We start from the raw sequence: 22,006 nt of genomic DNA on the forward strand, positions 1-22,006 counted from the left end.
GGCTCTCTTCTCTTTTAGTTATTTCTATTTACATATGCCTAAACTTCAAAATAAATACATAGTTAAAATAAAATTAAGAAATAATAAGGGGATTAGAAAATGAAGTCATTTTTCATGCAAAGTTGGTTTCTATTAACACATCGTTCTTTTTTAACATTATTATTTTTCATTAACTTGTTTGGCACAATTTACGGGTATATTTGGTATGGCTCTCAATTATCCAGAACAGAACCAAAATTCCTTTTATTTGTTCCAGATAGCCCTACTGCAAGTTTATTTTTCTGTATTGCTGTTCTAGGTTGGATATTTGGAAGACATTTTAAATTAATGGAAGCGTTAGCACTAATCACGCTTGTGAAATATGGGGTATGGGCAGTTGTCATGAATCTCTTAACTTTAGCGGAAATTGGCTCAATTGGTGCTTCAGGATGGATGCTTGTCGTTTCCCATGGATTAATGGCTGTTCAAGCAATACTCTACATGGCAAAATATCGATTTGGCATAGTTCACTTAGCTATTGCATCAATTTGGACATTGCATAATGACGTTATTGACTATGTTTTTGGACAGATGCCAACATATAGTGTGCTAAGTGAATATGCTAATCAAATTGGCTATTTTACTTTTTGGTTATCTATTATTTGCATTGCGATTGCCTATTTTGTTTATACTAATAATCGAAATACAATTCGAATGCAATCTTAGTGATTTTAAAATATGTCGATTTCGTCATAAATTAGTTATTCCAACTAGGGCTTATAGATGTGAACATTTGCATAACTTCTAGAGAGCCATTAAAATTAGTAGTATAGTAACTTATTAGAAAGGAAGAGGTTAATTGACAGCAGGTATGTATATTATTTACTTTCTAATTATATTGATTTTGCCGATTTATGCACAAATGAAGGTGAAAAGTACTTACAAGAAATTTTCACAAGTTCATTCTTCGAAACATTTGACAGGTGCTCAAGTTGCACGACAAATTTTAGATGCTCATGGTTTGTTTGATGTACGAGTAGTACCGACTCAAGGTGTGTTATCGGATCATTACAATCCAGCAACCAAAACTGTAGCTCTATCTGAGAAAAATTACTATGAATCATCCATTGCGGGTGTAGCTGTTGCTGCCCATGAGGTAGGGCATGCAATTCAACATAAAGAAGCTTATTCATTTTTAAATGTACGTTCTAAATTAGCACCTGTTGCTAATATTACATCGAATGCATCATGGATTTTTGTAATGATTGGTATTTTTGCATCTAGTTCAGGCTTTTTGCTGCTAGGGATTGTGTTACTTCTTGCTGGAGTTTTATTCCAAGTAGTAACTTTACCAGTTGAATTTGATGCCTCAAAACGTGCCATGAATGAAGTGGTATCCTTAGGCATTATTTCAAACAATGAAGAACGATCAGCGAAAAAGGTACTAAATGCAGCCGCAATGACTTATGTTGCAGCCGCAGCTGTAGCAGTATTAGAACTTTTACGTTTGATTCTTATCTACACAGGTATGAGATCGGACGATTAATAATAAGATTTTTCCCAAAGGTTGCATGTAAACCTTTGGGATTTTTTTTGGATATGGAGATGATAATTGGAAAAAAATGCTCTAACAACTCCATATAATCTCAATATTTTCTACTATGAAAAGAAGTTGCCTCATTAAATTAGTGGGACAGCTTTTTTTGTTTAGCTAATTTAAAGGAACTAAAAATTATTTTTATAAGAATAATAACTAGTACTTTAGATTAATAGAATGTAGAGAAATATTACTCGGTTTATGAAAGCGCAAACACGTGCTTTACATAATGAGATATAGGGGGGAGAGTCATGAAAATCAGTTTTTCCAAGGTGCTGGTGTTCAGTTTTGTGGGGATAATTATTATTGCTGGTCTTGCTTTTTATGCGGGAGTCCTAACAAAAAAGAGTTTGGAAGATAGCTATGCCGATGAAGAGGGGACAGGATTTGTCATAAAGACACCTATTGAAGATCAAGCGGAAAACAATGGAAAAAGCCCTAGTCAGCCTCAAATCAAAGTAGACTATGCAAAAGAAGAATGGATAACACATGGTGGAGATTACTACAATCGTCGATTCTCTGAGCTTGATCAAGTTAACCTTGAGACGATTAAAGATCTGCAACCAGAGTGGGTTACAAGCTTAGGTTCTAGTTTAGATATGAAGTTTTCTGGAGAAGCAACCCCAATTGTAGTGGATGGTGTGATGTATATTGCAACAGCTGAAAATGATATTTTAGCGTTAGATGCAAAAACGGGAGAAAAAGTATGGGAATACCGGCCAGAGATTGAACAAAAGCTGGATACAGTTTGTTGTGGTTGGACTACAAGAGGAGTAGCTGTAGCTGATGGGAAAGTGTTTGCTGGCCTATTAGACGCTAGATTAATAGCATTAGATCAAAAAACAGGAGAGTTACTTTGGGAAACAGAAGTCGCTGATTGGGAAGAAGGCTATACGATTACTAGTGCTCCTCTTTTTTATAATGGGAAAGTATACACGGGTGTAGCTGGAGGAGAGTATGGAATTCGGGGTAGAATTATGGCCTATGATGCTGAATACGGTCATGAGGTATGGCGATGGTATTCAATTCCTGCACCATACGAAGAAAATGGAGATACTTGGCCAGATGATGAAAATAAAAATTGGCTACATGGTGGTGCCCCAATTTGGAACACACCTGCAGTGGACCCAGAGCTAGGATATATTTACTTTGTAACGGGCAATACTTCTCCTGATTTAGATGGAAGTAAGAGGGAAGGGGATAACCTATATGCCAATTCCATTCTTGCATTAAATGCTGAAACCGGCGAGTATGTTTGGCATTTCCAACAAGTTCATCACGATATATGGGACTTGGATCCGACAAATCCAGTAATATTATTTGATGTGGAAATCAACGGTGAAACAAGAAAAGCTCTTGGAGAAGCTGGTAAGACGGGCTGGATCTATTTCTTGGATCGAACAAACGGAGAACCGTTAATCGGCATCGAAGAAAAAGAGGTGCCACAGCTCGCAGAACAAAAGACCTCACCAACACAGCCATTTCCTATTGGTGATTCCTTTGTGCCTCAAGAAGTGACAGAAGAAGATGTAGAACGAGATTTAAGTGAAGATTTTGAAGGAGAAATCGGATCCATTTTCACTCCATTCTGGGAAGAGCCAATTACTTTAAAACCATCTGCATTCGGTGGAGCAAACTGGCCGCCATCAGCTTACTCACCAGAAACAGAGTACTTTTATGTTATAGGAACAGATGGTTATATTGCGTTATCACGTATGGATGAGGATATTTATGAAGAAGGTTCTATGTATATAGGTAGTATTATGGTTCCGGTTTCGGATGCACCAACTAGAGGTACAATTACTGCTATGGATGTAAAAACTAACACAATTGCATGGCAAGTTGTTTGGGATGCTAATGCATATTCAGGTGTTCTAGCAACAGCTGGTGACTTAATATTTGTTGGTCATAACGATGGTCGACTCATTGCATTTAATGCAAAAACTGGTGAAGAAGTTTGGAGCTATAAAACTGATGCAGGGGCAAATGCTCCTTCCGTAACGTATGAAATTAATGGGGAACAATATCTTTCAATTTTTGCTGCAGGTAACTCTTTAGCAGGTTCGGTTCATGGAGATAAAGTGTACACGTTTAAACTTAATGGCAGCTGGGATGGAACACCAATTGATGCTTCAGAAAGTAGTAGTGTTGAAGCCGGTGAGGAAGTCGTAACTACTGAAGAACCAGCAGAATCGGATACAACTGGGGATACAAGTGACCCATATGAAGTTGGGCTTTCCATTTATGAGGGGAACTGCTTATCCTGTCACGGCAGTATGGGTGAAAATGGCCATAATGGACCGAATCTTCAACTAAGTAAGCTTGCTGAAAACCAAGAAGATGTTATTGAAAGAATAAAAAATGGCGGTTCCACAATGCCAGCCTTTGGTCAAATATTAACTGAAGAGGAAATCGAGGAAGTTGCACGTTACGTGAATGAAGTTTTATCGAAAGCAGATGAATGATTAAAGACCACAGCCTCAAAATACCCACAACAAAAGCGCTCGGAATACAATTAAAATCCAAGCGCTTTTATTTCTCTCAAAAGAGTTTACATCTTGCTACTCGTCAATTCTAAATCCTTCGCCAGTGACATCATTTACATCAATTATCGAAACAAATGCATTTGGATCGATGGACCGGATGATTGATTTTAGTCGTACTAACTCATTACGAGCGACAATACAGTAAAGTACATCCTTCGATTGCTTTGTATAATGCCCATATCCATGGAAAACGGTAATCCCGCGTTCCATTCTTTCAGAAATCACATTCGCAATCTCATCTGGATTACTTGAAATGATTAAGGCTGCTTTTGCAGAATATGCACCTTCTTGTACCATATCGATTACTCTAGCCCCAACGAATACAGCCACGAGTGTGTACATCATGGAACGTGCATCCAAGAATGTTAGCCAAGATGCAAAAATAACAAAAGCATCAAATAAGAACATAGTACGGCCCATACTCCAACCAACATGCTTATTTGTTACACGGGCGATAATATCCACCCCACCTGTAGTACCTCCACATCTGAAAATAATTCCAAGTCCAACCCCAACGAAAACACCTGCAAATAAGGCTGCTAAAAATAAGTCGTCTTGAAGATTCAATGATACTTCGTAAACTTGGAATATACGTAAGAAAATTGATACAGCAACTGTTCCAATAATTGTGTAGATAAATTCTTTACGACCGAATTGTTTCCATCCCAAGATAAACATAGGGATATTAAGGACAATATTCATAATTGCCGGGTCCCAATGTAAAGTAAAATATAAAATTAACGTAATTCCGCTGAAGCCACCTTCACCGAGTTCGTTTTGCATATTAAAGTGTACAAAACCAAAACTATAAATGGCTGCACCTAATAATATTCCGATAATATTTTTTACTTTTAAGCCTTTCAAAAAAAAACCTCCAAACATTAACAATAAATATTTTCTTTACTATACATTAATTACCACTAATTATAGGTTCACTATATTATGTTGTATTTTTCTTCTTTTGACAACATAGCCCTTTATTATATACGATGATAGTAGGTGCGTGGTATGATGTCGAGTGAGAGTTGTATGATGTAAAATTACCGAAAAAAGTTGACGAATACATAGTAAATTTCACGAAATTTGTTTTCGCTGTTAACCAAGACATCTGGTAGTTTTGGAGGGAAAATATCAGCATGACTAGCCTTAATAGAATTCTTTCTTATTAAATCAAGAATACAAATTGCACAATTAGGAGATTTTTTCTTCTATCTAGTATGTTATACAAATGCTGAAGGTATCCAACCAGTTGACACATTTCATAGCAAATAAATTATTTTTGTTATAGAGAATAGATTTTGTACACGAAAGGATGAGTAATTATGATACGAGTAGCTATTGCAGGTAGTAGAGGGAAAATGGGGTCTGAAGCAGTAAAAACAGTATGTAATCGTGCTGGTTTAGAGCTTGTGGCAGCATTAGATTACAAGCATGTAGGGGATAGCTTAGCTGAGCTAGAAATGTTTCCTTCCAATTTAGATGTTCCGATTTATACGAACTTAACTCAGTTAATCACTGAAACTAAACCGGATGTACTAATTGACTTAACAAATCCACATTCTGTATATGAGCATACAAAAGAAGCGATGTTACATAATGTAAGAACAGTTGTTGGTACTACAGGTTTTACAGATGAACAACTAGAAGAGCTAAAGAATCTTGCAAAAATCAGTAAGGTAGGATGTATCATAGCACCAAACTTTGCGATAGGTGCTGTATTAATGATGAAGTTTGCAAAAGAAGCTGCGAAATATTTGCCACATGTTGAAATTATTGAATTGCATCATGACCGTAAATTGGATGCTCCTTCAGGAACAGGAAAGAAAACAGCTCAAATGATTGCCGAAGTACGTGAAGCAACGAAACAGGGGCACGAATTTGAAACAGAAACGATGCCTGGTGCAAGAGGTGCAGATTTTGAAGGTATGCGCATTCACTCAGTTCGTTTGCCTGGGTTAGTAGCCCATCAAGAGGTTTTATTTGGTGGTGAAGGGCAAATGCTTACTATTCGTCATGATTCCTATAATCGAGAATCCTTTATGGGTGGAGTAGTATTTTGTGTTGAAAAAGTGATGACAATGGAAGAATTAGTATACGGTTTAGAAAATATCCTATAAGAATGGAGATTTAACATGAAAATTGCTCTAATTGCACATGATCGTAAAAAAGATAGTCTAGTTGAATTTGCAATTGCATATAAAGAGATATTGTCTGAACACGATTTATTTGCAACAGGTACAACTGGACAGCGAATTCACGATGAGGTAGGTTTAAATCTGACAAGATTTCGTTCAGGTCCATTGGGTGGCGATCAGCAAATTGGTTCGATGATAGCTAATAATGATATGGATATGGTTATTTTCTTCCGAGATCCATTAACTGCACAGCCACATGAACCAGATGTGACGGCACTAGTTCGACTATGCGATGTTTACCATATCCCTTTAGCAACGAACATGGGAACTGCCGAGATCTTACTTAAAGGTCTACAAGAAGGATTTGTGGATTGGCGATTAATACAGGAAAGACGAAAATAATATTGATTAAAAATATTTAACTTTTGCATTAAAAATATTTGTTAATTATCTAAATATAAAGAACTTCTGGCGGATGCTTGGTTCAATTATTATGAACAATAAGGCATATATGAATCTACACATATTTGATTAATTAATTTGTTTTCAATGATTAAAGTAATTAATTATTTGGATAGAGAGGATGAACGTCGGATGAGAAAGTTGAAAATAGGAATTACATGTTATCCAACAGTTGGTGGTTCAGGAGTTCTTGCAACCGAGCTAGGAAAAATGCTTGCAGAAAGAGGACATGAAATTCATTTCATAACATCTAGTGTTCCTTTTCGATTAAATAAAATTTACCCTAATGTATTTTTCCATGAAGTCGAAGTAAATAACTACTCCGTGTTTCAATACCCTCCATACGATATTGCTTTGGCAAGTAAGATGGCGGATGTAATAAAAGAAAAGAAATTAGATGTATTACATGTACATTATGCCATCCCACATGCTGTTTGTGCGGTGCTTGCTCGTGAAATGAGCGGAGAGAATATTGGAATTGTTACAACCCTACATGGAACAGACATTTCGGTGTTAGGTCAGGATTCGACAATGACTCAAGCGATAAAATATGGAATTGAGAAGTCCGATATTGTGACGGCTGTTTCTGACGCCTTAAAAGAACAAACGTATCAATTAATTGGTACAAAGAAAGAAATTGATACTGTTTATAATTTCGTTGACGAGTCTGAATTTAAGCCTTTGGATTCTAGTAATTTAAAAGCTCAGTATGGGATTCGTGAAAATGAACGAGTTCTAATCCATGTATCAAACTTCAGAAAAATAAAAAATTTACCGGATATCATCGATACTTTCCTTAAAGTTCGTGAAGAGATGCCTGCAAAACTTCTCCTTGTAGGAGATGGGCCTGAAAAGCAAAGAATGGTGGATTATATAAAGACTTCACCATTTAAAGAAGATATATTATTTTTGGGGAAACAAGAGAATGTGGCAGAGTTATTTGGTTTGAGTGACTTAAAATTATTAATGTCCCAAACCGAGTCATTCGGATTAGTATTATTGGAAGGAATGGCCTGTGGTGTGCCAGGAATAGGTACAAATGTTGGTGGGATTCCCGAAGTAATTCAACATGGTGAAAATGGGTTTATTGTAGAACTTGGTGATACCGAGGGAGCTGCTAAGTACGCAATTGAATTATTAAAGGATGAAGAGAAGTTAATCCAATTCCGACAAGCTGCCCTTTCTTCCATTCAAACGAAATTTCTAGCGAAACCGATAATTGATCATTATGAACAACTTTATGAACGATTGGTGGCTCTGCGAGTATGAAAGTAAGCAACGATTGGCGTGTTGCATTACGCGTAATTGACAGGATTGAAAAAAGTGGTTTTGAAGCGGTCATTGTTGGTGGTGCTGTACGAGATCATCTATTGCAAAGACAAATCAATGATGTTGACGTTGCAACAAGTGCCTTGCCTTCAGAAGTGAAAGAGATATTTTCTTCAACAGTAGATGTCGGTATTGAGCACGGAACTGTTTTAGTGTTGGATGAAGGGGAACCGATTGAAGTAACTACCTATCGAACTGAAGGTACATATAGTGACTATCGTAGACCAGAAGAAGTAGCATTTGTTCGAAACCTTGAGGAAGACTTACAACGAAGAGACTTCACGATAAATGCGATGGCTTTTACAAAAGATGGTCAGATTATTGATTTATTTGGCGGTAAAGAGGATATTGAAAACAAGGTGATTCGCGCAGTAGGTAATCCGAATGTCCGATTTCGTGAGGATGCCCTCCGAATGTTAAGGGCAATCCGTTTTAGTGCACAGCTAGGTTTTTCTATCGAAGAAGAGACTTTAAAAGCAATTCAAATTGATAGTGATTTAATAGATTTTATAGCTAATGAACGAATTGCAATGGAAATAGCGAAGATTTGGAAAAGCAAATACGTTAATTACGGTCTACAGTTATTAATTGAGAGCAACTTGACGAAATATTTAGTCGGAAATTTTGCAGAGCAGCTAGACTATTGGCGCACATTTAAAGCTGAAAAATCTGAGGTCGGATGGGCTTATTTATGTCTGCTCAATCGACAAGAAATACAAAATATAATCGATTTCTATCGTCTGTCGAATAAGGAAAAAAATTATATTCGTAGTGTGCTAAATGCTTTTGATGCACTTCGACAAAAGTGGACAGCGATGGATTACTTTTCATATGAGCTTGAAATTTTAGAAACGGCTTATCATTTTGCGAGATGGCAGAATGTGAAGCTGCCTTTTGAAAAGGAAGACATACAAGTAGTTAAAAATAACTTACCGATTAAATCGATTGAAGAACTAGCTATTAACGGAAATCATTTGATGGCTTGGACCACTAGAAAAAGAGGGCCGTGGATTAAAGTTGCATTAGATGCTGCGATAATTGCTGTTTTAAATGGATATGTAGAAAATGACGTAGACAAATTGAAGGAATGGTTCTTAAATGACTTTATCAATGAAGGATAAAATATTAAAACGTTTCCTTCTAGCTTCAGGGGAGCCTATTTCAGGTCAGCATTTAGCAGATGAATTAGGAATCTCTCGTACAGCAGTCTGGAAACATTTACAGACTTTACAAGAGGATGGGTATACCTTTGATACGATTAAGAAAAAAGGCTATCTATTAACAAATAAACCAGACAGGGTGGATGCGGCGAGTATAGCTTCCTTTTTGTCTTCGGATAGATTTGGTCAGACAATTGAATACTTTGAAGAGTGTGCCTCTACACAAACAATTGCACATGAATTAGCACGAAATGGTGCAAAGGATGGAACAGTTGTCATTGCGGAGACCCAAACGGATGGAAAAGGACGAATGAGCCGGCCGTGGGAATCGACAAAAGGGAAGGGCATCTGGATGACGGTAATTATCAAACCAGATGTATTACCACACCAGGCGCCACAATTTACATTAGTTGCAGCAGTATCAATTGTAAATGCAATTAAATCACTCTACAGCAATTTTACTCCGGTTATTAAATGGCCTAATGATATTTTGATAAATGGTCTGAAATGTACTGGAATTTTAACCGAAATGATTGCAGAAATGGATCGAGTGCAAGCGTTACTGATAGGGATTGGAATCAATGTCAATCAACAGCGAAACGACTTTCCTGACACACTTCATTCGATTGCGACTTCTTTAAGTATTGAGGAAAATAAGTTACTAAACCGTGCTGAGCTTGTGGGAACAATCTTAAACTACCTAGAGAATTATAGCGATTTGTATATATCGGAAGGCTTTAGCCCCATTAAAAAGCTCTGGGAAGAAGCATCAGGAACAATTGGTAAACAAATTAAAGCAACAACACTGACAGAAGTAATTCAAGGAAAAGCAATCGGTATAACTGAATCCGGTGTCCTTGAAATACAACTTGAGAATGGTGAAATTCGAAGTATCTATTCTGCAGATATTGAAGTGAAGGAATAAGTTTAATAATTTTTTAAAATAAAACTCTTTTTCATAGGTGAATTATCACTAATGGAATAGAGTTTTTTTGTTGTTTAGTTGAAAAGTCCCGTGAGGATAAATTATTGGAGTAATTCAATAGAATAAAATGTAAAAATATTCAAATAAATAATTATATTTTTACTATAAATATGGTATTTTCTCTTATAGATAGGAATATAATGGTAAGTAAAAGAGTCGTTAAAGTTATAAAATACTAGATTCGGGGTGGACTAGCTTTATGAAAATGATCAGTTCGATGTTTTGTCGTATGCTTGGCTATCATAAATACAGTTATTTTACAGATCGTTGTGTCCGATGTGGGAAAGTACGCTCTTCAAATTCATCTTCTGCAGAAAATACATAAGCAACAATGAATTTTAACAAAAAATGAATTAGCCCTTCCATTAAGAAATTATTATGGAAGGGTTTTATTATGGAGAAGATTTACTGACCTTTAAACCATATACAATATAAAAATAATCTTTAAAATTCATAGATATATGTGTACGTTTTATTGAAAACTTGTTATAGTAGCGGTATGGACAGTATCATTCCTTGAACTGTACCTTTTTAAATGTTAATAACTAAAAAGATCTGCCTTGATCTAATGAAAGACAGGGACGGAAGAAAACAACTGCGTTATTATTTGAGTTTTAACAACGCAATCCTTCTGTCTATTTTTACAGACAGAGGGATTTTTTTATGCTGAGGAATCCGTTCTAGTACTGGCCCTTAGTATAAGAGAAAAACATCGATTATCGCTGATTTTTCGATAATATGTTCTTCTCATGTTTTCTTCTTAAAAAAGGAGGAGAAAATGATGAAAAGTACGAGTGATTTCTTGAAAATGAAGGTGCAAGGGGAAAAAATAGTCATGATTACAGCCTATGACTACCCTGCTGCAAAATTCTCTGAAGAAGCTGGAGTCGATATGATTTTAGTTGGGGATTCACTGGGAATGGTAGTCCTCGGTTATGATTCAACAATACCTGTTACAGTTGAAGATATGATTCACCATGCCAAGGCTGTTCGACGTGGAGCGAAGGATACATTTGTAGTAGTTGATATGCCTTTTGGTTCATATCATGGCGACGAAAATGAAACATTAAAAACTGCAGTAAGAATGATGCAGGAAACTGGTGCAACCGCTTTAAAAATTGAAGGTGCCGGTGAAGTAGTAAAAACAATTGCAAAGCTTACAAATGCCGGAATTCCGGTTGTTGCTCATTTAGGCTTACAACCACAACAAGCGAATGTTTTAGGTGGTTATAAAGTTCAAGGAAAAACTGCTGAGCAGGCTATGAAGTTAATTCAAGATGCAAAGGAATGTGAAGCAGCAGGTGCTTTTGCGGTCGTCTTAGAATGCATTCCACATCAGCTTACGGAAGCGGTTTCAAAAGAACTAAGCATCCCGACAATAGGAATTGGTGCAGGGGCTGCTGACGGGCAGGTTCTTGTTTATCACGATTTATTGAGATATGGGAGTCATCACATTCCAAAGTTTGTGGAAAGCTTCTCATTTGTTGGTGAAGAGGTTGAACGTGGCATTAAAAAGTATGCTGAAGCTGTGAAAAGTGGTTCTTTTCCGACATTGAAGCATAGCTTTACCATGAAGGATGAAGAACTGACGCAAATTTATGGGGGCGTCGAGAAATGAAGATTATAAACACAATTGCCCAGTTAAAATCAATTGTCCATGAGACAAAAAAAGAAGGGGAATCTATTGGCCTGGTTCCAACAATGGGCTACTTACATGAAGGGCACCTGGCCTTGGCAACAAAAGCACGGGAAGAGAATGATCTTGTTGTGATGAGTATTTTTGTGAACCCTACACAGTTCGGACCCAATGAAGACTTTGAATCTTATCCACGTGACCTGGACCGTGATACTCGATTGGCTGAATCAGTTGGTGTAGATATCATATTTGCTCCAAGTGTTGAAGAGATGTACCCAGAAAATGGTGGGGTTTCAATAAGAGCAGGTAGACAATCTGAAATTTTATGTGGTGCTTCAAGACCGGGTCATTTTGATGGCGTCCTTCAAGTTGTGGCAAAGCTGTTTCATATTGTGGAACCAACCCGAGCATATTTCGGTCAAAAGGATGCTCAGCAAGTGGCTATAATACAAACAATGGTGAGAGATTACAATTTTCCGTTAGACATCAAAACGCTTCCAATAGTACGTGAAACTGATGGGTTAGCGAAGTCTTCACGCAATATTTATTTAACAGAAAAAGAACGTGCTGTTGCTCCATCTATCTATAAAGGGCTTATTCTAGCGAAAAAAGAGTTTTTATTAAATGGCAATGCAAATAGAGCCATTGAGCTTGGTACACGGCATATTACAAATGAGACCTTTGGGAAAATCGACTATCTAGAGCTTTTATCTTATCCAGATTTAAAAGTAGTATCAGAACAAACAGAACATTTTTTATTGGCAACAGCAGTTTATATTGGAAAAACAAGATTGATTGATAATATTATTTTTTCTTTAAAAGGGGAAACAGCAAATGTTTAGAATGATGATGAACAGTAAAATCCATCGTGCACAAGTGACGCAGGCTGATTTAAACTATGTAGGGTCTATTACAATAGATGAAGATATTTTAGATGCAGTCGGGATGTTGCCAAATGAAAAGGTGCATGTTGTAAATAATAATAATGGTGCACGCTTTGAAACGTACATTATTGCAGGTGAACGCGGAAGCGGAGTCATTTGTGTCAACGGAGCGGCAGCAAGACTTGTTCAAAAAGGGGATATTGTCATAATCATCTCTTACGTATACGTTTCAAATGATGAAGCAAAAGTTCATAAACCTACAGTCGCAATTATGGGTGAAAATAATACGATCAAAGAAATGATTTCTTATGAACCTGAGGCTACGATTAAATAATTATAGAGAAATATTTTCCACTTGAGTTTCTAGGAAACTTGTTATAGAATAGTTTCTAGGTGCCAAACCTATGTAAAGTTTATACTTTACAACCAAAGTACTCATTACGACACGGATTTGTCGGAGTACTTTGTTTTTATGAGCAGGGAGATGAGCCCCTGCTCTTTTTAGTTTGTACATATAAAGACTCAAATACATTAAGTAAGAGGCCGGCACAAGCACACAATAGTTTTTAAATTTTAAGTATTTGTAAGCATATGTGGTATGGCACTATATAGTTCGTTAATCTATGCTTTTATGTTTTACAGATGACTGATTTTCTACATAAAAAATAAATTCAATTCCAATTTCCCAAAAGTCCCCTGTGACTTTTGGTTTTTTTTATTTTCTCGTAAGAGTTAAGATGACCGATTGACTGTAGGTATGATAAAATTCGCTTATCTGGTTAGAGAGTTTTGATTGCGATATTAAAAAATACAGTTACGTAATCTTATTGATAATAAATTTAAATTGTGAGTTGAGAAAAATGGTGGAAAGTCAGAAATATGCAATTGTTGATATTGAAACGACTGGTCATTCCCAAGCGAACGGAGACCGAATGATTCAGATTGCAATTGTCATCATGGAGGATTGGTGTATTAAGAAGACTTTTACATCATTCATTCATCCTGGGAAATCAATCCCGCTCTTTATACAGGATTTAACGAACATTACAGATACTGATGTACAAGATGCACTACCATTTGAGGCACATGCAGATTATATATATGAATTATTACAGGATGCAGTTTTTGTAGCACATAATACGGATTTTGACTTATCTTTTTTACAGGGTGAATTTAAGCGAGTCGGCTTACCGAATTGGAGTGGGAAAAAAATTGATACTGTCGAATTGTCAAAGATTTTATTTCCTTCTTCAATAAGCTATAAATTAGGAGATTTGGCGGCTGATTTAAATATTCCTCTAAATAATGCTCATCGCGCAGATGATGATGCTTTGGCATGTGCCCTATTATTAAAGGAATGCTGGAAAGAGCTACTTGCATTGCCACAAGTTACTTTGGAGCAAATGCATAAAAAATCCTTTCGTTTAAAATCGAATATTTCACAACTTTTTTTTGAAGCCTTACAAATTAAGCGAAATAAGGTTGCCAAAGAAGATGACTATGTTTATTACAATAAACTTGCATTAAAGAAGCCTATGAAAATCGAAAAGGTTGTACAAGATACGCTAGTGTATCCGCATACTACATCCGAAAAGGTAGGGCTGTTTAAACAAGCATTGCCTCATTTCGAAGTGCGGCAGGGGCAATTCGAAATGATGGATATCATTTGGGAAAACTTGAAAAGTAAATCTGAGATAATGATTGAAGCTTCAACAGGGATTGGAAAAACAATTGGCTATTTAATGCCATCCATCCTCTATGCCATACAGAGTAACCGTAAAGTATGTATTAGTACGTATACAACAAACTTACTTGAACAACTGTTAACTAATGAAGTTCCAAAGGTAGAAAAGATTATGGGCCGACCAATCAATGTAACTTTGTTAAAAGGCAAGAAAAACTATGTGGATGTAATCCTTTTTGAACAGTTGATGAAAAGTCAGGAATTATCCTATGATGAAACCTTAACAGTTTTACAAGTACTAGTTTGGTTATCCAAAACTGAAACAGGCGATCTATCAGAGCTTAATTGTTCAGGTGGAGGACAATTGTTTGTTGATAAAATACGAAAAAATGGAGAAAGTATCCAACAAAAGCAGGCCTTCGATTACTATGATCGTGCGATTAAGGAGAGTGTAGAGGCAGATCTCATTATAACGAATCACTCGATGTTACTTGCAGATTTGGTTCGTCACGAGCCGATATTTGATGAGATTGGCGGCTGGATTATCGATGAAGCCCATCAATTTGTTCAAGCTGCCGAACAACATGATCAAGCTATATTTACTTTTACTAATTGGAAATATATTTTTGGAAGAATTGGATTATCAACCGACCAGGAATTATTTTCTTCGTTTCAAAAAATCGCAGTAAAAAAACAAAGAGTCCCTCTTAAGATATTCCATCAATTAGAAAAAATATTTATTCGATTGGTCGAATTGTTCGATAAAACCATGCAGGACATTGTTGTGCAAATGAAAGTCTTTTCAAAGAATCCAAAGTCCAATCTCAAACGAATAGAATTTATCCATGAGTTATCCTTGAATCGGGAGTATATTTTAGATTTTTCTAAAGCAATGCAGCACTGGATTGACTTGGCAGAGCAAGTGTCTACGCTTTTCAAAAGGGATATTGAACAGATTGCCCCAGAACATAAATTAGTTCTAGAACAATGGGATTATTGGATTCGTGAGTATAAGATGAAGGCAAGCGAATGGGATGAAATCTTTTTGAAAACAGATGAAGAATATACGACTTGGATTGAAATAGACCGTAGAAATATTCCAGGTAGTATACGTGTCTTAAAGAAACCAATAAGCATTTCTTCTACAATTGAACAGCTCTTTCATCCTATACGACAAAAGAGCGCAGTTATCTGGACTTCGGGAACTTTAGCTGTACCTAACAACGAACGGTTTATCGCCAAGCAATTAGGCATCAATAAAGATGTACCATTAAAAATTTTACAAGCACCAAAACAATATTATAAAGGTGCTAAAGCATATATCGTGAATGATATGCCAGAGATACAAGCTGTTTCACAGTCTGATTATATTGAATCGGTTGCACTTTCGATTACACAAATTGTGCGTTCAACTGAGGGTAGATGTTTTGTTTTATTTACCTCACTGGACATGTTAAGAAAGACCGTTGAATTAATTCAAGAAAGTGAACTTCTGGATGACTATATGATTTTTGCACAAGGTGTCACAAATGGAAGTCGGATGCGATTATTAAAATCCTTTCAAAAGTTCAGCCACTCTGTTCTGTTTGGAACGAATAGTTTCTGGGAAGGGGTAGATGTTCCAGGTGACGGATTATCATCTGTAGTAGTCGTACGGTTGCCATTTTCAGCACCGGACGAACCTTCTTTTAAAGCAAAATCGACAGTTTTACAGCAACAAGGCAAGAATGCCTTCTCTGAGCTTTCTCTACCAGAGGCGATATTAAGATTTAAACAGGGCTTTGGTAGGCTGATTAGATCCTCGGAGGATAAAGGGGTTTTTGTTGTATTAGATCGACGAATTGAAACAAAATCGTATGGCGTAGAATTTTTACGTGCAATACCGCAAATTTCTTTCACTAAACTCCCTCTACAAGATATGGTCTTAGAGATAGAACATTGGTATAATAGTAAGGATGAGGAAAGAAAGCAGGTTGACAATCATGACATATAAAAAGGCAGCACAGATGAAGGTGATTCGATGAAGAACTGGATAATTTTCATTTCCATTTTTATTGTTTCTTTGGCACTTGTCATTTCTGTACTCGTAATTTGGAATTCCGACAAACCATTCAATGAAATTGAAAAAAAGGCAGAAGAACTAGCGCTATCAACGAATTCATTGGCAGTTGTATCGGACTCATATGTTTACAATGGTAATAAACCGTACGTTACTGTTTTCGGGGAAGATGAGGACGGTAATGAAAAAGCAATATTTGTTCCTATCAGTTTAGAAGAAGATTCGATACAGGAAGTGTTTTTGCAAGACGGTATTACTAAGGAACAAGCATTGTCGGTTTTAAATAATGAAGTTGAAGTAGAAGAAATTCTTCATACAAAATTAGGCTATGAGGAAGAAGTTGGTCCCGTTTGGGAAATTACCTATACAAACGGAGAAGAAAAACTCAACTATGTCTATATAATTTTTGAGGACGGACAATGGTGGAAACGTATTTTAAACTTGTAGAGGAGTAGATCATTCATGAGAGAATTATTAGCCAATCGTGTAAAAACATTAACACCATCAGCAACTTTAGCCATTACTGCAAAAGCAAAAGAGTTAAAAGAAAATGGTATTGATGTGATTGGTTTAGGAGCAGGGGAGCCAGATTTTAATACACCAAAAAACATTCTTGAGGCTGCGGCTGAATCGATGTATCAAGGGCATACAAAATATACTCCAGCTGGAGGACTGCCTGCTTTAAAGAAAGCGATTATTGATAAATTGGCTCGTGACAACAGTCTCGAATACAAGCCAAACGAAATTCTCGTGGGAATTGGTGCAAAACACGTACTATATACTTTATTCCAAGTCATTCTAAATGAAGGGGATGAAGTGATTATTCCAATCCCTTATTGGGTTTCATATCCTGAACAAGTAAAACTGGCTGGTGGTGTACCAGTATACGTTGAAAGTACAAGTGAGCAAAACTTCAAAATTACAGCGGATCAATTACGAGATGCAGTGACGCCAAAAACAAAGGCAGTCATTATTAATTCACCAAGTAATCCTTCTGGTATGGTCTACTCTCGAGAAGAGTTAATGTCTTTAGCAGAAGTTGCGGTAGAAAAGGATATTTTAATCGTATCGGATGAAATTTATGAAAAACTTCTATACAATGGATTAGAACATTTTTCTGTTGCATCAATTTCTGAAGAAGTGAAAGCACGTACAATCTTAATAAATGGTGTAGCAAAATCACATTCAATGACTGGATGGCGTATTGGTTATGCAGCAGGCAATAAAGAGATTATTGAATCGATGACAGACCTTGCTTCACATTCAACATCCAATCCAACAACTACATCTCAATATGCTACAATCGAAGCTTATAATGGATCACAAGATTCTGTAGAAGAAATGAGATCGGCTTTTGAATCTCGATTAGAAACAATCTATCCAAAATTAAATGCAATCCCTGGATTTAACGTTATTAAACCTCAAGGTGCATTTTATTTATTGCCAGATGTATCAGAAGCAGCGCTAAAAACTGGGTACGCTTCTGTAGATGAATTCGTAACAGCCCTTCTAACTGAAGCAAATGTTGCGGTAGTACCGGGCTCGGGCTTTGGACTACCTTCTACTATCCGTTTAAGCTATGCTACTTCTTTGGAGAACCTGGAAGAAGCGGTTCGTCGCATGGATAATTTCGTAAAAACAAAATGGCAAGACTAATTTTTGTTAACCTTATCGGAATGCAGGCAAGTCATTAGGTCTAGTCTACATTCTGGCTTTCATCTAAGAGTGAGTGAAATTCAACAAGATTCGTTTATTGACGGATAGGAAAGCATAATGGTTTCCTATCCGTATAAGTGCAACAAAGGCTAACGCTTTGGCTTTTCGATCAGCCAAGTTTTCTAATGGAGGAACAACTATGAAAAAAATCATGATTCAAGACATGCCAGGCGCAATTGGCGAAACTGTAAAATTAGGCGTTTGGTTAGCAAACAAACGTTCAAGTGGTAAAATTGCCTTCCTACAATTACGTGATGGATCAGGTTTTGTGCAAGGTGTAATTGTAAAAGAAGAAGTAGGGGAAGAACTATTTGCTACTGCAAAAGGTTTAACTCAAGAGACATCTATGTACGTTACAGGTGTTGTAAAAGAAGATACACGTTCAAGCTTTGGCTGTGAGCTAGCTATTACTGGTATTGAAGTTTTACATGCAGCAGTAGATTATCCAATTACACCGAAAGAGCATGGTGTAGAGTTTTTAATGGACAACCGTCATTTATGGTTGCGATCTCGTAAACAGCATGCAATTATGAAGGTTCGTAATGAAGTAATTCGTGCAACATACGAATTTTTCAATAATAATGGATTTGTTAAAATTGACCCGCCGATTCTAACAGGCTCAGCTCCTGAAGGAACTTCAGAGCTTTTCCATACAAAATACTTTGATGAAGATGCATATCTTTCTCAATCTGGACAACTATATATGGAAGCAGCGGCAATGGCTTTAGGAAAAGTATTTTCTTTTGGCCCAACATTCCGTGCAGAAAAGTCAAAAACACGTCGCCATTTAATTGAGTTTTGGATGATTGAACCAGAGATGGCTTTCGTGGAATTTGAAGAGAACCTAGAAGTGCAAGAACAATACGTGGCTTACGTAGTTCAATCTGTATTGAAAAACTGTAAGATTGAACTTGAAAGACTTGGACGAGATACTTCCAAATTAGAAAATATTCAAGCACCATTCCCTCGTATCTCTTATGATGATGCGATTAAATTCTTACATGAAAAAGGGTTTGATGATATTCAGTGGGGTGACGATTTCGGTTCACCACATGAAACAGCGATTGCAGAGCATTACGATAAACCTGTATTTATCACATGCTATCCTGTAGGCATCAAGCCATTCTACATGCAGCCACATCCAGAACGCGATGATGTAGTTTTATGTGCAGACTTAATAGCACCGGAAGGCTACGGAGAAATCATCGGTGGTTCTGAGCGTATTCATGATTACGAGTTATTAAAGCAACGTATAGCTGAGCACAATTTAGATGAATCAGCTTATGCTTGGTATTTGGATCTGCGTAAACAAGGCTCGGTACCTCACTCAGGATTTGGTTTAGGATTGGAACGTACTGTTGCCTGGATTAGTGGGGCAGAACACGTTCGTGAAAGTATTCCATTCCCAAGGCTATTGAATCGTTTATACCCATAAGTAGAAACGATGGTTAAGTAAATCAAATTCCATTAGATTAAAGTTAAAGCGCTCGTTTTGTACGGGCGCTTTCCTTAGTATAATAGCAGGCTTCAGAAATGGCTCTAAGTTTAAATCATCAGAAATAGGCGACCAAAACATACCTAGAGTTTTTAATAAAGAAAGGAGTCCTTAATATGAATAAGAAATATCAACGACTCCATATATGGATTGAACAGGGAAATTTATCGATTCCTAAGTTGTTTTTTCAACATTATAAAGCGTTAAAAATAGCAGATGATGAAGCACTTCTATTATTGCATTTATTGGCATTTCATTCAGAGCAAAATGATTTCCCAACACCTAGTGATCTTGCGAAAAGAATCTATTCTAGTGAGAATGAAATTAGCTTAAAGCTACAAAGGCTATTGCAAAAGGGATTATTAGAAATTACTCAGGGAATCGACGGAAATGGGATTGTCTATGAGAAATATTCAGTCTACCCATTATGGGAAAGGATTCTTGATTATATCGAGGCTTCCTCAATGCAGCAAGAAGTGGAGGCTGAGAAAAATGAAGAGGGCGAAATTTTTACGATATTTGAGCAAGAGTTTGGCCGACTCTTGTCCCCAATGGAAATAGAGACGATTTCGATGTGGATTGATACAGATCATCATTCCCCTGCCATTATAAAAGCAGCCCTTAAAGAAGCAGTACTTGCTGGTAAGATATCCTTACGCTATATCGACCGGATTTTATTTGAGTGGAAGAAGAAAAATATAACATCTGTAAAACAAGTCGAAAAACATACGGAGCAATTTCATAGCAAAACAACTTCTGTGCAGCCGAAAGTTACTACTGCAACAGAGAATACGAAAAAAGTATCCTTTTACAATTGGTTAGAGGAAAGAGAATAGGGGGTGTAACGATGCTTACGAAAAAACAGTGGGAGCATTGCTTGGAAGTAATGGACAGAATGTTCCCGGATGCACATTGCGAGCTTGTTCACGATAACCCGTTTGAGTTAACAATTGCAACACTATTATCAGCACAATGTACCGATGTACTTGTCAATAAAGTAACGAAAACTTTATTTCAAAAATATAAATCGCCAGAGGATTATTTGGCTGTTCCATTAGAGGAATTACAAAACGATATTCGGTCAATAGGCCTTTACCGTAATAAAGCAAAAAATATACAACTCTTATGCGAGAAATTATTAACTGAATTTAATGGTGAAGTTCCTCAGAGCCGTGAACAGCTTGTCACGTTACCAGGTGTTGGACGGAAAACGGCAAATGTTGTATTATCCGTCGCCTTTGATATCCCTGCACTTGCAGTGGATACCCATGTAGAACGCGTTTCCAAACGTTTAGGTTTGTGTAGACTTAAGGACACGGTTTTAGAAGTGGAAGAAACTATTATGAAAAAAACGCCAAAAGAGAATTGGTCGAAAACGCATCACCAGCTGATCTTTTTTGGTCGCTATCATTGTAAAGCGCAAAATCCCCAATGTCATATTTGTCCGTTGCTTGATGGTTGCAGGGAAGGGCAAAAACGTTTGAAAAAAGGATTGGTGAAGCAATGATTAAGGTAAATCATCAAACCATTGTAAAAGAATTGGTTGATCCTTATTTTGAACAATGGAATGCACTTAGCAGCCTAATCCATCAAGCACATGATCAGAGAAATGGGGAAGCGAAACCTTTAATGGAAAAAGGCATCCAGCTATATGAGAGTTGTATTTTACATTGCTCAGAAACATCCTCAGCATCTATAATTGAAGCTGAAGAGTATGAAGTCCTCCCAATAAATGGGATGGAACGTCTACAATTTATCAAAGTCCGACCGGGCCAATACGCCTGTTTCCGACAGCTGGATGAACTATTCAAAGAATTAAAGAAAAGATTAGCCCGCTTACGCATTAAATCTTAGATAAAAATATATGGAGTAACCCAAAAGCATTAGTGTAATGCTTTTGGGTTATTTTATGTGGGCAGGTATGGGGGAGTGGTGGCAAAGTAGTGCAGTCGATCGAGTCCACTTTTGGAGGGGAGAGAAGATAGCACGAATAAGAATTACCTTCTTGTGGAAGATGAAGTAGTTTTGGATTGAAGTAGGTGTCCGTATAGGCCTTCATAAGGGAGATGGGGTTTTTAGGTTGTGGATTTTCATTGGTAAAGGTATTCATGAAGGAGATGAAGCACTTTAGGCTGGGGATTCTCATTGGAAAAGGTCATCATGAAGGAGATGAAGCACTTCAGCTTGGGGATTCTCATTGGAAAAGGTCATCATGAAGGAGATGAAGCACTTCAGCTTGGGGATTCTCATTGGAAAAGGTCATCATGAAGGAGATGAAGTACTTCAGCTTGGGTATTCTCATTGGAAAAGGTCATCATGAAGGAGATGAAGCACTTTAG

The 22,006-nt window shown here is 36.9% G+C and carries 21 protein-coding genes; 20 read left to right on the forward strand and 1 reads right to left on the reverse strand.

Annotated elements, in window-relative coordinates; translation table 11 throughout:
- Positions 1-99: 99 nt before the first annotated feature.
- From C1N55_RS08310 to C1N55_RS08320, 3 genes are all read left to right on the forward strand, one after another.
- Positions 100-705, forward strand: coding sequence for a lipoprotein heptaprenylglyceryl N-acetyltransferase LhaT (locus C1N55_RS08310; protein ID WP_137728388.1), 606 nt, complete (start codon positions 100-102; stop codon positions 703-705).
- A gap of 145 nt (positions 706-850) precedes the next feature.
- Positions 851-1,525, forward strand: coding sequence for a zinc metallopeptidase (locus C1N55_RS08315; protein WP_137730589.1), 675 nt, complete (start codon positions 851-853; stop codon positions 1,523-1,525).
- Between the two features lie 302 nt (positions 1,526-1,827).
- Complete coding sequence (locus C1N55_RS08320) at positions 1,828-4,041, forward strand: outer membrane protein assembly factor BamB family protein (protein WP_137728389.1); 2,214 nt, start codon at positions 1,828-1,830, stop codon at positions 4,039-4,041.
- Positions 4,042-4,137: 96 nt separating this feature from the next.
- On the opposite strand, the gene C1N55_RS08325 is transcribed toward C1N55_RS08320, so the two are convergent.
- Positions 4,138-5,004, reverse strand: coding sequence for a YitT family protein (locus C1N55_RS08325; protein WP_168193916.1), 867 nt, complete (start codon positions 5,002-5,004; stop codon positions 4,138-4,140).
- Between the two features lie 437 nt (positions 5,005-5,441).
- Between C1N55_RS08325 and dapB the strand changes: the two genes are divergently transcribed.
- The 17 genes from dapB (at position 5,442) to C1N55_RS20875 (ending at position 21,935) form a co-directional block, all read left to right on the forward strand.
- Positions 5,442-6,239 carry a 4-hydroxy-tetrahydrodipicolinate reductase gene (gene dapB, locus C1N55_RS08330; protein ID WP_137728391.1) on the forward strand — a complete coding sequence of 266 codons (798 nt, stop codon included), beginning with the start codon at positions 5,442-5,444 and terminating at the stop codon, positions 6,237-6,239.
- 15 nt (positions 6,240-6,254) lie between these two features.
- Positions 6,255-6,659, forward strand: coding sequence for a methylglyoxal synthase (gene mgsA, locus C1N55_RS08335; RefSeq protein ID WP_137728392.1), 405 nt, complete (start codon positions 6,255-6,257; stop codon positions 6,657-6,659).
- Between the two features lie 192 nt (positions 6,660-6,851).
- On the forward strand, positions 6,852-7,988 hold the full coding sequence (bshA, locus tag C1N55_RS08340; RefSeq protein ID WP_137728393.1) for an N-acetyl-alpha-D-glucosaminyl L-malate synthase BshA: 1,137 nt from the start codon (positions 6,852-6,854) through the stop codon (positions 7,986-7,988).
- Positions 7,985-9,169 carry a CCA tRNA nucleotidyltransferase gene (locus tag C1N55_RS08345; RefSeq protein ID WP_137728394.1) on the forward strand — a complete coding sequence of 395 codons (1,185 nt, stop codon included), beginning with the start codon at positions 7,985-7,987 and terminating at the stop codon, positions 9,167-9,169. Before bshA ends, C1N55_RS08345 begins: the two co-directional genes overlap by 4 nt.
- Positions 9,147-10,133 (forward strand): biotin--[acetyl-CoA-carboxylase] ligase, encoded by a 987-nt coding sequence (locus C1N55_RS08350; protein ID WP_137728395.1) that lies wholly within the window; start codon positions 9,147-9,149, stop codon positions 10,131-10,133. The genes C1N55_RS08345 and C1N55_RS08350 overlap by 23 nt, the downstream gene beginning before the upstream one ends.
- A gap of 259 nt (positions 10,134-10,392) precedes the next feature.
- Complete coding sequence (locus C1N55_RS20870) at positions 10,393-10,518, forward strand: hypothetical protein (RefSeq protein ID WP_255502509.1); 126 nt, start codon at positions 10,393-10,395, stop codon at positions 10,516-10,518.
- A 456-nt stretch (positions 10,519-10,974) separates the two neighbouring features.
- Positions 10,975-11,811, forward strand: a complete 837-nt coding sequence (gene panB / locus C1N55_RS08355; RefSeq protein ID WP_137730590.1) for a 3-methyl-2-oxobutanoate hydroxymethyltransferase — start codon at positions 10,975-10,977, stop codon at positions 11,809-11,811.
- A complete protein-coding gene (panC, locus tag C1N55_RS08360; RefSeq protein ID WP_137728396.1) occupies positions 11,808-12,671 on the forward strand; it encodes a pantoate--beta-alanine ligase in 864 nt (287 codons plus the stop codon). Before panB ends, panC begins: the two co-directional genes overlap by 4 nt.
- On the forward strand, positions 12,664-13,047 hold the full coding sequence (gene panD / locus C1N55_RS08365; RefSeq protein WP_137728397.1) for an aspartate 1-decarboxylase: 384 nt from the start codon (positions 12,664-12,666) through the stop codon (positions 13,045-13,047). Before panC ends, panD begins: the two co-directional genes overlap by 8 nt.
- A 526-nt stretch (positions 13,048-13,573) precedes the next feature.
- Positions 13,574-16,390 carry an ATP-dependent DNA helicase DinG gene (gene dinG, locus C1N55_RS08370; RefSeq protein ID WP_137728398.1) on the forward strand — a complete coding sequence of 939 codons (2,817 nt, stop codon included), beginning with the start codon at positions 13,574-13,576 and terminating at the stop codon, positions 16,388-16,390.
- 27 nt (positions 16,391-16,417) lie between these two features.
- Entirely contained in the window at positions 16,418-16,903 is a 486-nt protein-coding gene (locus C1N55_RS08375; RefSeq protein WP_137728399.1) for a cell wall elongation regulator TseB-like domain-containing protein, read from the forward strand.
- A 15-nt stretch (positions 16,904-16,918) separates the two neighbouring features.
- On the forward strand, positions 16,919-18,112 hold the full coding sequence (locus tag C1N55_RS08380) for a pyridoxal phosphate-dependent aminotransferase (protein WP_137728400.1): 1,194 nt from the start codon (positions 16,919-16,921) through the stop codon (positions 18,110-18,112).
- A 199-nt stretch (positions 18,113-18,311) separates the two neighbouring features.
- On the forward strand, positions 18,312-19,607 hold the full coding sequence (gene asnS / locus C1N55_RS08385; RefSeq protein ID WP_137728401.1) for an asparagine--tRNA ligase: 1,296 nt from the start codon (positions 18,312-18,314) through the stop codon (positions 19,605-19,607).
- 176 nt (positions 19,608-19,783) lie between these two features.
- A complete protein-coding gene (locus C1N55_RS08390) occupies positions 19,784-20,503 on the forward strand; it encodes a DnaD domain-containing protein (protein ID WP_137728402.1) in 720 nt (239 codons plus the stop codon).
- An 11-nt stretch (positions 20,504-20,514) separates the two neighbouring features.
- Positions 20,515-21,174 carry an endonuclease III gene (nth, locus tag C1N55_RS08395; protein ID WP_137728403.1) on the forward strand — a complete coding sequence of 220 codons (660 nt, stop codon included), beginning with the start codon at positions 20,515-20,517 and terminating at the stop codon, positions 21,172-21,174.
- The gene (locus tag C1N55_RS08400; RefSeq protein ID WP_137728404.1) at positions 21,171-21,521 is read left to right on the forward strand and encodes a YpoC family protein; all 351 of its coding nucleotides are present in this window, start codon (positions 21,171-21,173) and stop codon (positions 21,519-21,521) included. The genes nth and C1N55_RS08400 overlap by 4 nt, the downstream gene beginning before the upstream one ends.
- Positions 21,522-21,812: 291 nt before the next feature.
- Entirely contained in the window at positions 21,813-21,935 is a 123-nt protein-coding gene (locus C1N55_RS20875; RefSeq protein WP_255502511.1) for a hypothetical protein, read from the forward strand.
- Positions 21,936-22,006 lie beyond the last annotated feature (71 nt).

Origin of the sequence: Lysinibacillus sp. SGAir0095 (assembly GCF_005491425.1) — a bacterium.
Classification (GTDB): domain Bacteria; phylum Bacillota; class Bacilli; order Bacillales_A; family Planococcaceae; genus Ureibacillus.